This is a genomic window from Tardiphaga sp., assembly GCF_025356345.1.
Classification (GTDB): domain Bacteria; phylum Pseudomonadota; class Alphaproteobacteria; order Rhizobiales; family Xanthobacteraceae; genus Tardiphaga.
Window position 1 is genome coordinate 1 of record NZ_JANXTC010000368.1, and the last position, 13,876, is coordinate 13,876.

At 64.6% G+C, this 13,876-nt stretch carries 14 protein-coding genes and 2 pseudogenes; 5 read left to right on the forward strand and 11 right to left on the reverse strand.

The features are described from left to right. The 8 genes and pseudogenes from gatB to Q0S16_RS22170 all read right to left on the reverse strand — a co-directional run. Positions 1 to 186: pseudogene (gene gatB / locus Q0S16_RS22135) on the reverse strand (Asp-tRNA(Asn)/Glu-tRNA(Gln) amidotransferase GatCAB subunit B); the annotation flags it as partial. A gap of 79 nt (positions 187 to 265) precedes the next feature. Next, entirely contained in the window at positions 266 to 1,651 is a 1,386-nt protein-coding gene (locus Q0S16_RS22140) for a patatin-like phospholipase family protein (protein ID WP_295853184.1), read from the reverse strand. Positions 1,652 to 1,847: 196 nt separating this feature from the next. Beyond that, complete coding sequence (locus Q0S16_RS22145) at positions 1,848 to 2,945, reverse strand: histidine kinase dimerization/phosphoacceptor domain -containing protein (protein ID WP_295853185.1); 1,098 nt, start codon at positions 2,943 to 2,945, stop codon at positions 1,848 to 1,850. 81 nt (positions 2,946 to 3,026) lie between these two features. Beyond that, positions 3,027 to 4,505 carry an Asp-tRNA(Asn)/Glu-tRNA(Gln) amidotransferase subunit GatA gene (gatA, locus tag Q0S16_RS22150; protein WP_295853186.1) on the reverse strand — a complete coding sequence of 493 codons (1,479 nt, stop codon included), beginning with the start codon at positions 4,503 to 4,505 and terminating at the stop codon, positions 3,027 to 3,029. Then, the gene (locus tag Q0S16_RS22155) at positions 4,506 to 4,724 is read right to left on the reverse strand and encodes a hypothetical protein (protein WP_295853188.1); all 219 of its coding nucleotides are present in this window, start codon (positions 4,722 to 4,724) and stop codon (positions 4,506 to 4,508) included. It abuts the gene before it with no gap. Between the two features lie 16 nt (positions 4,725 to 4,740). Continuing rightward, the gene (gene gatC / locus Q0S16_RS22160; protein ID WP_295853189.1) at positions 4,741 to 5,028 is read right to left on the reverse strand and encodes an Asp-tRNA(Asn)/Glu-tRNA(Gln) amidotransferase subunit GatC; all 288 of its coding nucleotides are present in this window, start codon (positions 5,026 to 5,028) and stop codon (positions 4,741 to 4,743) included. Between the two features lie 90 nt (positions 5,029 to 5,118). Further along, positions 5,119 to 6,195: a nitronate monooxygenase family protein gene (locus Q0S16_RS22165; protein WP_295853191.1), complete on the reverse strand. Its 1,077-nt coding sequence runs from the start codon at positions 6,193 to 6,195 to the stop codon at positions 5,119 to 5,121. 86 nt (positions 6,196 to 6,281) lie between these two features. Next, the gene (locus Q0S16_RS22170; protein ID WP_295853194.1) at positions 6,282 to 6,506 is read right to left on the reverse strand and encodes a hypothetical protein; all 225 of its coding nucleotides are present in this window, start codon (positions 6,504 to 6,506) and stop codon (positions 6,282 to 6,284) included. A 44-nt stretch (positions 6,507 to 6,550) separates the two neighbouring features. Here Q0S16_RS22170 and ruvX point away from each other — a divergent pair, with 44 nt between their 5' ends. Together ruvX and Q0S16_RS22180 are read left to right on the forward strand one after the other, a co-directional pair. Beyond that, a complete protein-coding gene (ruvX, locus tag Q0S16_RS22175) occupies positions 6,551 to 7,042 on the forward strand; it encodes a Holliday junction resolvase RuvX (RefSeq protein ID WP_295853196.1) in 492 nt (163 codons plus the stop codon). 2 nt (positions 7,043 to 7,044) lie between these two features. Further along, the gene (locus Q0S16_RS22180) at positions 7,045 to 7,971 is read left to right on the forward strand and encodes an AEC family transporter (RefSeq protein WP_295853197.1); all 927 of its coding nucleotides are present in this window, start codon (positions 7,045 to 7,047) and stop codon (positions 7,969 to 7,971) included. Here the strand turns inward: Q0S16_RS22180 and Q0S16_RS22185 are convergent. From Q0S16_RS22185 to Q0S16_RS22195, 3 genes and pseudogenes are all read right to left on the reverse strand, one after another. Then, positions 7,968 to 8,747 (reverse strand): CPBP family intramembrane metalloprotease, encoded by a 780-nt coding sequence (locus Q0S16_RS22185; protein ID WP_295853199.1) that lies wholly within the window; start codon positions 8,745 to 8,747, stop codon positions 7,968 to 7,970. The two genes, Q0S16_RS22180 and Q0S16_RS22185, sit on opposite strands and share 4 nt — an antisense overlap. Then, a complete protein-coding gene (locus Q0S16_RS22190) occupies positions 8,744 to 10,390 on the reverse strand; it encodes an isovaleryl-CoA dehydrogenase (RefSeq protein WP_295853201.1) in 1,647 nt (548 codons plus the stop codon). The genes Q0S16_RS22185 and Q0S16_RS22190 overlap by 4 nt, the downstream gene beginning before the upstream one ends. Before the next feature lie 66 nt (positions 10,391 to 10,456). Beyond that, positions 10,457 to 11,220, reverse strand: a pseudogene (locus Q0S16_RS22195) (M15 family metallopeptidase). A 133-nt stretch (positions 11,221 to 11,353) separates the two neighbouring features. Between Q0S16_RS22195 and Q0S16_RS22200 the strand changes: the two are divergent. The 3 genes from Q0S16_RS22200 to Q0S16_RS22210 form a co-directional block, all read left to right on the forward strand. After that, positions 11,354 to 12,307, forward strand: coding sequence for an aspartate carbamoyltransferase catalytic subunit (locus tag Q0S16_RS22200; RefSeq protein ID WP_295853203.1), 954 nt, complete (start codon positions 11,354 to 11,356; stop codon positions 12,305 to 12,307). 4 nt (positions 12,308 to 12,311) lie between these two features. Further along, positions 12,312 to 13,613, forward strand: a complete 1,302-nt coding sequence (locus Q0S16_RS22205; protein WP_295853207.1) for a dihydroorotase — start codon at positions 12,312 to 12,314, stop codon at positions 13,611 to 13,613. A gap of 6 nt (positions 13,614 to 13,619) precedes the next feature. Beyond that, positions 13,620 to 13,876: glycerol-3-phosphate acyltransferase (locus tag Q0S16_RS22210; protein WP_295853205.1), on the forward strand; the 257-nt coding region annotated here is incomplete at its 3' end.

Here is a 13,876-nt window from a genome sequence, read left to right on the forward strand (position 1 = left end):
CATGCCCGGCATCGCCGCGTCGACCAGCGAGACGTGGCTGTTCGGGGCGCCGCCGAATTCGGTGGAGGCGCCGGAAAACAGCTTGGCGTGGGACGTCACCTGGGCATGGACCTCCAGCCCGATCACGATTTCCCAGTCGCCGGTGGCGCCCTTGATGAGTTTTGACGATTTGACAGGTGCGTTCATGGTCGGCTTTTACTCCGGCCGGGGCGCCGGGAAAACCCCCCGCGATGCTTTCCCGTATCTCTCTCGCAGCGTTCGAGCCTCACAGCCCGCGGGCAAAGGCCTGGAAGATCGGGCTGGCACGCAGCGTGTCGCGGCCGGCGGCGATGACTTCGTCGACCTGCTGGGGAGGCAGCTGAAAGCGGGTCGGAACGGCTTCCAGCAGCTTCGCCCGCGTCGGCTCGAGCTGATCGAAACCAAGCCGGCCGATAAAGAAATTCAGATCCTTGCAATTCCAGCCCGGCCGCGCGCCATAGCGCGCGCGCTCGGCCCCGGACAGGCCGCAGCGCCATTTGATCAGCGACGTCTGCCAGTCCTTCATCGAGCGATCGAAGGCGGAATAGTTGGCGCCGACGCTGGCGTCCATGGTGGTGTCCACCGCCGCGGCGAGCAACGCGACGCCACTGGGTCCTTCCACGGTATTGACCCAGTCGCCGGAAATCCCGGCCTTGGAGTCGACCACCAGGAACATGGCGCGACGAACCTTCACCGCCTGCTGCGGCGTCAGCGGGCCATAGGGCGTGTCGGAGGACTCCCGCTCGATGGTGAAGCCTGAAATCCCGTAATTGTCGACCAACCCGCCATCCATCAGCTTGATGTAGGGCACCGCGCCGTCGCGGTAACGCATGATGGCCTTGGCATAAGATCCCAGCATCGGTGACGAATTACGATTGGCGGCGGCCTTGGCGATCCAGGGCGGCAGCGGATCGGTACAGGTGCCGGGAAAGGCCTGCACCACGGCGGGCGCGAAGGCGATCGGTACCGCGGCCGATGCCGCGACGGCGCTGGAAATCGGATAGCGCGACAGGTCGCTGCAGATCGCGGTGAAGGCGGTGGCGCCGAACACGAACGGCACCCGGTTATAAATGTCGGAGGCATTGATCCAGATGCGCGGCCGTCCATTGGCCTGAAACCGCTCGAAGGTCGCGCCGCCATACAGGTTTGCGTCAAGCCATTTGGTAAAACCGACGGAGTCGTTGATGCCGCCGGAAAAGGCGCGACCGATGGTGCCGAGCGACAGCGTGGTGGTGAGTCCCTCCTCCGCGTTCCGCAACAGAAAACGTTCGCGGAAATCCGACAGCCCCTCGCGCTTCTTCAGCCCGAAATAGGCGGCGGTGACCGAACCTCCCGAGACGCCGGAGATGAAATCGACGCGGTCCAGCATCGTGCCCGTGCCGCGGACCGGGATCTGGTCCATCTCCTGCAACACGCCGAAGGAAAACGCCGCGGCCCGGGTGCCGCCGCCCGAAAACGACAGGCCGACCAGGGAATCATCGAGCGCCGCCGGATCTTCAAAGCCCAGCTTTTCCTTGTCGATGCCTGCAATGGAGCTGATCGGTACATTGACCGGGACGTTGTAGACCGAGGCACAGCCGACCAACAAAGCGGCGCTCGTGACGATGGCGCCGATAGACCATAACCTGCTCATCCAACTTCCGCTCGCGCGCCTTCAATCGATCAATGTCCGCGGACTTACCGGTTGGGCCAAGCCAGTGACGACCGTGCGTTTCGGAAAGTTCTCAACACATCCTAGGGAAAACAATTGCCATTTGATGCCAAACGGCGCGACCGACGCAGATGCGTCAGCATCATGGTTATTGAAAGGCTAAGTCGCCCGGGCCGGTTTAGTTCGGCTGCGTGCCGGGCGCCGCGTCGAACACCAGCGTGAACCAGGTGCCCTGCCCGCGAATGCTCTCGGCATTGAATTTCACGTTCGGGGCATTTTCCTTCAGCGTCTGAAGGATCAGCGCGCCCAGCTTGCGCGGCGACGGCCATTCCTGGCTTTCGCCCAATCCGACGCCGTCATCGGACACCACCACCGTGACATGGCCACCTTCGACCTTGCAGATCAGCTTGAGCTGACCGCCGGGGCGACCAATGAAGGCGTATTTCAGGGCGTTGGTCAGCATCTCGTTGACCAGGAGGCCCGCGGGCATCGCGATATTAATCGACATCGGGCAATAGCCGACCTGCACGTCCAGGGCGATGCCGGGCATCGCATTGGCCTCCATCACGGCCTTGCCGATGTCCGCCAGATACTGGCCGAGATCGATATCCGCCGCGGCGTTCTCCGCCGACAGCGTCCGGTACAGCACCGTCAGCGCGTCGATCCGGCTGGCCAGCCGCGCCAGCGCCACGGATTCGCCTTCCGCGGCCGAGCGCGCCTCGAGCCGTACCAGCGCCGTGATCAGCTGCAGATTGTTCTTCACGCGATGCTGCAGCTCGCGCATCAGCATGTCACGGTCGCGGATCTGGTTCTCGAACTGCTCGATCTGCGCCCGCTCGCGACCGCCGACATCGACCAGCGCGGCGATCCTGAAATTCTCGACGCCGCGGTCGCTCTCGATCACCGAGGCATAGGCCTGCACGATCACGAGGCGGTCTACCGGTCCGGACGGACGGAACACGCCGATAAAATCCTCACCATTGCGGATCGCCTCGCCCAGCGTCTGGCTTTGATCGTCTTCATTGAGAAAACCGTCGAGGCAGGTCCAGTTCTGGCCCTCCACGTCGGAAGCCATCATCGCCATCAGGATTTCAAACGCCTTGTTGGCGTAGACGACCTGCTGCTCGCTGCGTGAGCCGCGGGAAATGGCGATGGCCACGGGAACATGATCGAGCAGATGCTTGTAGCGATCATTCTCGATCGCCTGCGCAAGCTTCGACGATCCCAGAATCTGATCGACCTGTTGGGATGACGGGAGACCGTCGTCAGCGCTCATACAACAACCATGCTCATGGACAAACCATGACCAAAGGCGACAAAAAACGCAACGTAAAACCTCTCGCTCGCACGCCGCGCTCTATGCCCACCATGTCGGTGGCGTGAACCGCCCCGAGGCCTGCTCGATGGTCTCGCCGAGCGAAAACAGCGTCTCCTCGTCGAACGGGCGGCCGATCAGTTGCAGTCCGAGCGGCAGGCCCTGCGCGTCCTTGCCGGCGGGAACCGCGATACCGGGAAGTCCCGCCATGTTCACGGTGACCGTGAAAATGTCGTTCAGATACATCTCGATCGGATCAGCCCCGCCCTTCTCGCCGATGCCGAACGCGGCCGACGGCGTCGCCGGCGTCAGGATGGCATGGATGCCCCGCGCGAAGCAGTCCTCGAAATCCTGTTTGATCAGCGTGCGCACCTTTTGCGCACGGAGGTAGTAGGCGTCGTAATAGCCGGCGGAGAGAACATAGGTTCCAATCATGATGCGGCGGCGGACCTCAGCGCCAAACCCTTCGGCGCGGGTATTTTCATACATCTCGCCGATGCCGCGGCCGGGCACCCGAAGGCCGTAACGGACGCCGTCATAGCGCGCCAGGTTCGACGACGCTTCCGCCGGCGCCACGATGTAATAGGCCGGCAGCGCGTATTTGGTGTGCGGCAGCGACACATCGACCAGCTCCGCGCCGGCGGCCTTCAACTGCGCGGCGCCGTCCATCCAGAGTTTTTCAATCTCGGCCGGCATGCCGTCGAGCCGGTATTCACGGGGAATGCCGATCTTCATGCCCTTTACCGAACGGCCAATCGCGGCCTCGTAGTCCGGCACGGCGCGATCCACCGAGGTCGAATCCTTGGGGTCGTGGCCGGCCATCGATCGCAGCAGGATCGCGGCGTCGCGCACCGTGCGCGTGATCGGGCCAGCCTGGTCGAGCGACGACGCAAACGCCACGACGCCCCAGCGCGAGCAGCGACCGTAGGTCGGCTTGATCCCCACCGTTCCGGTGAAGGCCGCGGGCTGGCGGATCGAGCCGCCGGTATCCGTCGCGGTCGCGCCAAGGCAGAGGCCGGCGGCCACGGCAGAGGCCGAGCCGCCCGACGAGCCGCCCGGGACGAGCTTGGCGTCGGAGCCTTCGCGCCGCCACGGATTGACCACCGGGCCGAACGCCGAGGTCTCGTTCGCCGAGCCCATCGCGAACTCGTCATTGTTCAGCTTGCCGAGCATCACCGCGCCATCGCGCCACAGCTGCGAGGTCACCGTGGATTCATAGGGCGGAATGAAATTGCCGAGGATCTTCGAGCACGCGGTGGTGCGCACGTCCCTGGTGGCGAACAGGTCCTTGATGCCGAGCGGAATGCCGCCGAGCGGCCCGGCCTCACCCTTGGCGATCGCCGCATCGGCTGCCGCGGCCATCGCGCGGGCATGGACCGGCGTCTCCAGCACATAGGCGTTCAGCACCCGCGCGTTCTCGATCGCCACGATATGCGCATCGGTCAATTCGACCGACGTGAAGGATTTTTTCGCGAGGCCGTCGCGGGCCTCGGCGAGCGTCAGCGACGTCAGATTTGTCATCTATTTATTGACCGGGCTGCAGAAGAACGGAGAGAGCGTCTTGTCGTTTTCCGGCGCGTCGCGGCGGAGCTTTTCGGAAGCCAGATCGGCGGCCTGGAGTTGATCGAGCACGGCGTCGAGGGCCTTGTCGGCATCGACGATCTTGCCCTGTTTCTCCATGGCATCCATGTAGTCCATATAAAGCTGATAGGACTTTTCATCGTCGCAAAGCATGCACATGGAATGTTCCGTGTCGCTATTCGAGGACCTTGGGGACCAGGAAAAAATGGTCCTGGGCGTCCGGCGCATTCGCCGTCACGGCGTCGACCATGTCGCCGTCATTGACCACGTCTTCGCGCTTCTTCATCTGCATCGGCATCACCGAGGTCATCGGCTCGACACCCTCGACGTTGACTTCCTGCAATTGCTCAACAAACGCCAACATCGCATTGAGTTCGCCCTGCAAATGCGGAACCTCGGCGTCGGTAACCGCGATCCGCGCAAGATGCGCGATACGGCGAACGGTGGCAGCATCGACAGACATAAGGAAGCCTCGGGGCGGATTTCAGCCCGCCATATAGCAGACGGAGGTTTCGCGCCGCAACCACGCCAGGGGCGGTACCGACGACCGCGCTCACCGGGCCAATTGTCCCATTCGCTCCAGCGCGGAGGCCGCCAACTCACGGGTCAGTTCCGCGGCGGGCCGCTCGGTGCCCATATGCACCGCCTGCCCGGCCCACAGATTGGTGAAATCCACCCGGCCGAGCTTTTCGGCTGCCGCCTTCAGCGGCCCGAGCGCGACCGCGGCATACGGGAAAGCCGGCGCATCCGCCGAGACCGGGCCAACCTCGCGCATGACCCGATTGATCACCCCCCGTGCCGGTCGCCCGGTCATGACGTTGGTGATGACGGTGCCGTCATCGGCCGATTCGGCCAGCGCTGCCTTGGCCGGCCCGCTGACCCTGGATTCCGGCGTGCGCAGGAAAGCGGTACCGAGCTGAACCCCGGCGGCGCCAAGCGCGAAGGCCGCGGCAATGCCGCGTCCGTCGCCGATCCCGCCAGCGGCGATTACCGGTACTTTGACCGCATCGACCACCTGCGGCAGCAGCGCGAACAGGCCGGGCTGGGTGGTGATGTCGTCGGTCAGGAACATGCCGCGATGGCCACCGGCTTCCGCGCCCTGCGCGATGATGACGTCGGCGCCGTTCTGTTCGAGCCAGACGGCCTCGCGAACAATGGTCGCCGACGACATCACGAGGCAGCCAGCCGCCTTGACCCGGGCCAGCAGCGCTGGTGCCGGCAGGCCGAAATGGAAGCTGACCACTTCCGGCTTCAACTCCTCCACCAGCGCGCACATCTCTTCGCCGAACGGAGCCCGATTGGCGACCGTGCTGGGAGCATCGAGATCGAGCCCCAACTCGTCAAAATATGCCGATAGCCGCCTCCGCCACCCGGCCTCGCGCCGCGGGTCGGCCTCGACGCCGATATGGCAGAAGAAATTCATGTTGAGCGGCGCCGACACCCGCTGCCGGACGATGCTGACCTGCTCGCGCGCCTTCTCCACCGAGACGGCGGCGCAGGGCAGCGAACCCAGCCCGCCGCCTTGGGCCACCGCGATCACCATGTCGGTATCGACCGGGCCGATCATCGGCGCCTGGACGATCGGAAATTCGATCTGCAACAGATCGATCAGCCTGCGATTGGGCCACATCGGTACGCTCATTCAATGATGAAAGGAATCGGCGCGCGCATCGTTGCCCGGCCACCTGCAAGGTAGCACGGTGCCCATAGGCCGAGCTATGCGCTGGCGCGCGGGATCAGCAGCCATTTTCGCAATGCAACCCCGGCCCAGATCGCCTCCACCAGCCCGAACGGCCAGGCGCCCTGCAGGAAGCCGTACAGCGATCCCAGCCCGCAGGCCCCGGCAAAGGCCAGCACATACCAAGGGCTGCGCGCCTCCAGCGCGTAACAGACCAGCATGGCGCTGACCGCGAACAGTCCGAACAGGGTAAGCGCGTCCATACCGGGGATTTTCCTATTGGCGGGCAAGCATGGTATGCGGGGCCATGTCAGCACCCATTCTACCATTGATCGACGCCGCCGCGCACTGGCCAGCGCGTGGCGCGCTGATCGGTCTCGACCTTGGCACCAAGACCATCGGCGTCGCAGTGTCCGATCCTGATCGCCGCCTCGCCACCGGCGTCGAGACCGTCGAGCGCACTGCCTTCAAGGCGGATGCGGCCCGCCTCATCAAATTGGCCGGCGAGCGCGCCATCTGCGGCTTCGTGCTCGGCCTGCCGATCAACATGGACGGCAGCGAGGGCCCGCGCGCGCAATCGACCCGCGCCTTCGCCCGCAATTTTTCCAAGCTTACCGAACTGCCGATCGGATTCTGGGACGAGCGGCTATCGACCTCCGCGGTGGAGCGCGAGCTGATCGCCAATGATGTCAGCCGCGCCAAGCGCGCCAAGGTCATCGACGAACACGCCGCGATCTTCATCCTGCAGGGCGCGCTCGACCGACTTGCCGCCCTGCTGCGCTCGCCGGACATTCGCTGACGATGCTGACAGTGTTGGGTGCCCTCGTCCCGGTTTTCCTGCTGATCGTGCTTGGCCACATGTTGCGCAGAAGGCTGCTGCAACAGGAGGTCGTCTGGATCGGGATCGAACATCTTGTCTATTACGTCCTGTTTCCAGCTCTCCTTATTGATACGCTGTCGCGCGCCAATCTGGCTTCGGTGCCGATCGCCGGCGTCGGCGGCGCGCTGCTGCTCGCCGTGCTGCTGATGTCGGCGCTGTGTCTGGCGCTGCGGCCGCTGCTGACGCGCTGGCTCGGCATTGATGGCCCGGCCTTCTCGTCGGTATTTCAGGGCGCGACGCGCTGGCAGACCTTCGTAGCTCTTTCGGTCGCCGGCAATCTGTGGGGTGACCTCGGCATCACGCTGGCGTCGGTCGCAATGGTTGCGATGATCCCGCTGCTCAACATTCTCTCGGTGTGGGTGCTGGCGCATTATGCGTCGCCACAGCGACTATCCTGGCCGGCGCTACTGATGACGATCGCTAAAAGTCCGCTGATCTGGGCCTGCATCGTCGGCCTTGCCATCAACCAGCTTGGCCTGCCGATCCCCAGGCCGGTGCACGAATTCGCCGATGCGCTCGGCCGCTGCTCGCTGGCGATGGGCCTGCTGGTCATCGGCGCCGGGCTGCAACTCGAAGGTTTGCGTCGACCAAGTGGAGCGACAATGCTCACCGTGATGCTCAAGCTCGCCGTCATGCCCGCCATCGCGATCGGACTTGGCATGGCGTTCGGGCTGTCGGGGCCCAGCCTTGCGGTAGTGGCCTGTTGCGCCTCAGTGCCCTCGGCCTCGAACGGTTACATCCTCGCCCGGCAAATGGGCGGCGATGCGCCGCTACTGGCGCAAATCCTGACGTTGGAGACCCTGCTCGCGGTGCTCACCATGCCGATCTTCATCGCGCTGGTTGACTAGTTGCCGGGCTGACCGGCCAGCCACAGCGTCTGCACCGTCGCAGCGAGATTGTTGAGGCCATGCAGAAAGATCGTCAGCCAGGTCGACTGGCTACGGTAGCGGAAATAACCGAACAGCAGTCCGATCGAGAAAATCTCGCCGAAGAAAAACCAGTCATATTGCAGATGTACGGCGGTCCACACCGCCGATGACAGCACGATGGCGCCGACCGGCCGCAGGAACGATTCCGACCAGCCGCGATAGAGGAAGCCGCGCGCAAAAAACTCCTCGGTCATCGGCGCGCCGACGCAGAAAGCAAGCACCAACAGCCACAGCGCGCCATCGGCGCGCGCGGATTTCAGCACGTCCAGCATAAAGCCCGGCGACGGATCACGGCCGAGCGCCCGCGACAGCAGGTCCCAGCAGCCGACCAGCAGCACCAGGCACACCGTGCCCCAGACAAAATTCTGCCAGGAGGTCCCGCGCAGTGCCAGGTAATCGGCGAAGCGCATGCGCGCCAGCCAAATGGCCAGCCACAGCGCCAGGCACACCGCCGGCAGACCCATGATCACCGACATCGCAATGGTGGTGCCGCTGCTCAGCGTCGTCGTCAGCAACGAGGCATCTAACGGCGCGTCCTTGATCAGCACGTAATAGGCCACGACCGTCAATTGGCCGAGGAATATCGCGGCAAAGGCGAACAGGCCCCACAGGCTGGTGCCGATGAATTTCCATACCCGCGGCGGTTTGGCGACCGGCCGTTCGGCCGGCACCATCGGCGTGTCGAGCAGCGTCATTGCGGCAGCGCCCGCCCGAGCAGGCCGCGGCTTTGCGCTTCGGTCAGTTCGGCGCCGCCGTACATGGTGCTGCGCGCGCTATCGAGCCGGGTCTTGGCGAAAGCTTCGGCGTGCGGCGGATGCACCAGATTGAGCGCCGCGGCGGCGGCCAGCATCGCCAGCGATTCCACCGCCTGCCGCGCCACGCGCTCGCTGTCCGGCCGCAACAAGGTGCGTGCCACGAACGACGCGGCATCGGGCGCGCCGGGCAATCCCCTGGTCTCATCGACCAGTTCCTGAAGCACGGCGATCGAGGCCTCGCCATCCCGCCCCAGCGCACGCAGCACGTCGAGACACATCACGTTGCCGGAGCCCTCCCAGATCGCATTGACCGGCGCCTCGCGATAATGCCGCGCCAGAATACTTTCCTCGACATAGCCATTGCCGCCCATGCACTCCATCGCCTCATACAGAAAACCGGGCGCGGTCTTGCACACCCAGTATTTCACCACGGGCGTCAGAAGTCGCAGATAGGCGGCTTCGGCCGGATCTTCCGGCGCGCGATCAAACGCCCGGCACAGCCGCATCACCAGCGCGGTACAGGCCTCCACATGCAGCGCCATGTCGGCCAGCACGCTCTGCATCATCGGCTGGTCGGCGAGGTGTTTCTGGAACGCGCCGCGGTGACGCGCATGGTGCAGCGCGTGGACAAGCCCGGACCTCATCAGGCCCGCGCAGGCAATCGCGCAATCTTGCCGCGTCAGCTGCACCATCTGGATGATGGTGCGGATGCCCTTGCCTTCCTCGCCGACGCGCAGCGCATAGGCGTCCTTGAACTCCACCTCGGACGACGCGTTGGAGCGGTTGCCGACCTTGTTCTTCAGGCGCTGCAATTCAATCGCATTGACCGAACCATCCGGCCGAAACCGCGGCATGAAGAAACAGCTCAGCCCGTCATCGGCCTGCGCCAGCACCAGAAACGCGTCGCACATTGGCGCCGACATGAACCATTTATGGCCGCTGATGCGGTAGGCCTCGCCGTCGCGGGTGGCCGCGGTGATGTTGCTGCGAACATCGGTGCCACCCTGCTTCTCGGTCATCCCCATGCCGAGCGTCATGCCGCGCTTGGCTGACCACGGCACGAAACGGGAATCATAATCGCGCGAGGCGATCACCGGCATCACCTGCGCCAGCACTTCCGGCTGCGCCGCCAGCGCCGCCACCGAGGCGCGGGTCATGGTAATCGGGCACAGATGCCCGGTCTCGACCTGCGCCGCCATGTAGAATTTAGCGGCGCGTGTCACTTCACTGGCGCGCCCCGCCGGCGCGCCCGTCTTGGTCCATGTCGAATTGTGGATTCCGGCCGCAACGCTGTGCCCCATCAACTCGTGATAGGCCGGATGAAACTCGACCTCGTCGCGGCGGTTGCCGCGCGCATCGAAGGTTTTCAGTTGCGGCGGGTTCTCGTTGGCGAGTCGGCCGCGCTCGGTCATGGCGGCCGAGCCCCAGAGCTGGCCGAAGTCGGAATGCTCGACGTAGGCTGATGACGCCTCGTTCAGCGCCACGGCTTCCACCAGCGGACGATCCGACGCGAACAGGTCAACGTCCTCGTAGGGCGGCGACTGGTTGAGCACGGCGGGGTTTGCTGAAATGCGGTTGGTCATGAAACAGTTCCGGCTGAAGGCATCGTGCGAGTCGTTCTACGCGGGATTCGCCGCGAATTCACGCCCCTATCGCGCCACGCGGGCGATCGGGAAATCATACGCCCCGGACGCGACGCCGGGCAGCGAAAAGTGCCACCACTCCTTGGCAAAGTTGACAAATCCCTGCGCATCGCTGAAACTAGGATTTGGCGCCAGCGCCTTTGCGCCGGTGTAATGGCTGCCGACGCCGTATGCGCCTTGCGGTCCGAGCAGTCGTAACCGGTGCCCATGTCGACGCTGGCCTCCGGTGCGCGACGCGATTCCGGCGCGGTGCAGTCAGCATAAGTCCGGTACGGATCGAACTGCGGCGACTGCGCGGCGCGCAGATCCACCAGCGTGAGATCGACCGCCGCGCCGGTGGAGTGGCCGGAATACTCCGCGATATAGCCGAGCCGGAACAGGTCCTGTTTGCTGAAGGCCGGATTGTAGAGCTTTTGCGCCGGCGTCTCGTTGCCGTCTCGCGCCCACGCCACCATGTCACGCGACGCCCGCGCCGGGCGGTAGCAATCCAGCATTTTCAGTGACAGGTTTTGTGCCGCCAGGTCGCGCTGGACTTTTTGCAGCGCGAGCCCCACCGCACGCTTGACCACGCAATCGGCGCTCTCATAACCGCTCAGCCGGCGACCGACGAAATTGTTGACGCCGGCATAACGGATATCCTGCTGGATGCCCGGCTCGAGATCGCGCAGAAACACGAAATTATCGGGCAGGCTTTGCGCGGGTGCGGCCGAAGTTCCCAGCGCGATTCCAACAGCCAGAAATGCAACGCCGCCCAGTCTGACATGCTGCATCATGGTATGGCCTGATCCAATCGCGGCTGAGCTTGTAGCGGGACGTCGGCTGCCCAACAGACCGGGGGATAACCTGGAACCAGGCTATTCGCGCTTGCCCCGGTTTTGAACTCTGCCTATAGCTCTTGCTTTAATGACCCTTGCACCAAAATCGAGTTTTGTCCTCGCCCACCGGCATTTGCTGGGCATCGAGGGCCTTTCCGCCGCGGATATCACCGGCCTCCTCGACCTGTCCGAGGAATATGTCGAGCTGAACCGCCAGATCGACAAAAAGCGCACCAGCCTGCGCGGTCGTACCCAGATCAATCTGTTCTTCGAGGCCTCGACGCGAACACAGTCCTCGTTCGAACTGGCTGGCAAGCGACTCGGTGCCGACGTCATGAACATGTCGGTGTCATCGTCCTCCATCAAGAAGGGCGAGACGCTGATCGACACCGCGATGACGCTGAACGCCATGCATCCGGACATTCTGGTGATGCGGCATCACGCCTCCGGCGCGGTCGAACTGCTGGCGCGAAAGGTCGACGGCTCGGTGATCAATGCCGGCGATGGGACGCACGAGCACCCGACACAGGCACTGCTCGACGCACTGACCATCCGCCGCAACAAGGGCCGGCTCGAAGGCCTGATCGTCGCGATCTGCGGCGACGTGCTGCATTCGCGCGTCGCGCGCTCCAACATCCTGCTGCTCAACCGGATGGGCGCCCGTGTCCGCGTCGTGGCGCCCTCGACGCTGCTACCACCCGGCATCGAACGGATGGGCGTCGAGGTATTTCGCGATATGCGCGAAGGGCTCGAAGGCGCCGACATCGTGATGATGTTGCGGTTGCAACGCGAGCGCATGAATGGCTCTTTCGTGCCGTCCACGGCAGAATACTTCCAGTATTTCGGGCTCGACCAGAAAAAACTGAATTACGCCAAACCCGACGCGCTGGTGATGCATCCCGGCCCGATGAATCGCGGCGTCGAGATCGACTCCATCGTCGCCGACGGCGCGCAGTCGCTGATCCGCGAACAGGTCGAGATGGGCGTCGCCGTCCGTATGGCCGTACTCGAAGCGCTCGCGCGCAACCTCCCGAATGCGTGATCTCATGCTGACCGACCGCCGCCCCATCCTGCTCGCCAACGCCCGCCTGATCGATCCCAGCCGCAACATCGACGGTCCCGGCGACGTGCTGATCGTCGACGGCGTGATCCGCGACGCCCGCCGCGGCATCGGCGCGGCCGGCGTGCCGGAAGGCGCCGACATCATCAACTGCGCTGGCATGATCGTGGCACCCGGCCTGGTCGACATGCGCGCCTTTGTCGGCGAGCCCGGCGCCAATCACCGCGAGACCTTCGCCTCCGCCAGCCGCGCCGCCGCCGCCGGCGGCATCACCACCATCATCTGCCAGCCCGACACATCGCCGGTGATCGACAATTCCGCGACAGTCGATTTCGTGCTGCGCCGTGCCCGCGATACCGCCATCGTCAACATTCATCCGATGGCCGCGCTGACCAAGGGCATGAACGGCCAAGAGATGACCGAGATCGGTCTGCTCAAGGCTGCCGGCGCCGTTGCCTTCACCGACGGCGACCGGAGCATCACCAACGCGCAATTGATGCGGCGCGCGCTGACCTATGCGCGGGATTTCGACGCGCTGATCGTGCACCACACCGAGGATCCCGATCTGGTCGGTGAGGGCGTGATGAACGAGGGCGAACGCGCCTCGCGGCTTGGCCTGATCGGTATTCCCCGTGCCGCCGAAGCGATAATGCTGGAAAGGGATATGCGGCTTGTCGCCTTGACCGGCGGCCGCTACCACGCCGCGTCACTGACCTGCGCCGAGTCGATCGAGGTGCTGCGGCGTGCCCGCGATGCGGGGCTGCGCGTCAGCGCGTCGGCCTCGATCAACCATCTGACATTGAACGAGATCGACATCGGTCCCTATCGCTCCTACCTGAAACTGTCGCCGCCACTGCGCGGCGAGGACGACCGCCAGGCGCTGGTCGCCGCTGTCGCCTCTGGCCTGATCGACGTCATCATGTCCGACCACAACCCGCAGGACGTCGAGACCAAGCGGCTGCCTTTTGCCGAGGCGGCGCCCGGCGCCATCGGGCTGGAAACCATGCTGTCCGCCGGGCTGCGTCTGGTGCACAGCGGCGAACTGGATTTCACGACACTGATCCGCGCGATGTCGACGCGCCCGGCCGAACTGCTCGGCCTGCCCGGCGGCACGCTGCGACCCGGCGCCGTGGCCGACATCATCATCATTGACGCCGACGTACCATGGGTGCTGGATCCCGCCGATCTGAAGTCGCAATGCAAGAACACGCCCTTCGATGAATCCCGCTTCACTGGCCGCGTCGCGCGCACTATCGTCGGCGGACGCACCGTTTATGAACATGTGTAGGTTCTGATGACCGTCGTTTATCTGTTTGCCGCCGCGCTCGGCTATTTCCTCGGCTCGGTGCCGTTCGGGCTGGTGCTGACCAAACTGGCCGGCACCCCGGACATCCGCACCATCGGCTCCGGCAATATCGGCGCCACCAATGTGCTGCGCACCGGGCGCAAGGGCCTCGCCGCGGCGACGCTGCTCTGCGACATGCTCAAGGGCACGGTCGCGGTGATCATATCGGGCTACTACGGCGGCCCCAACGCCGCGATGCTGGCCGC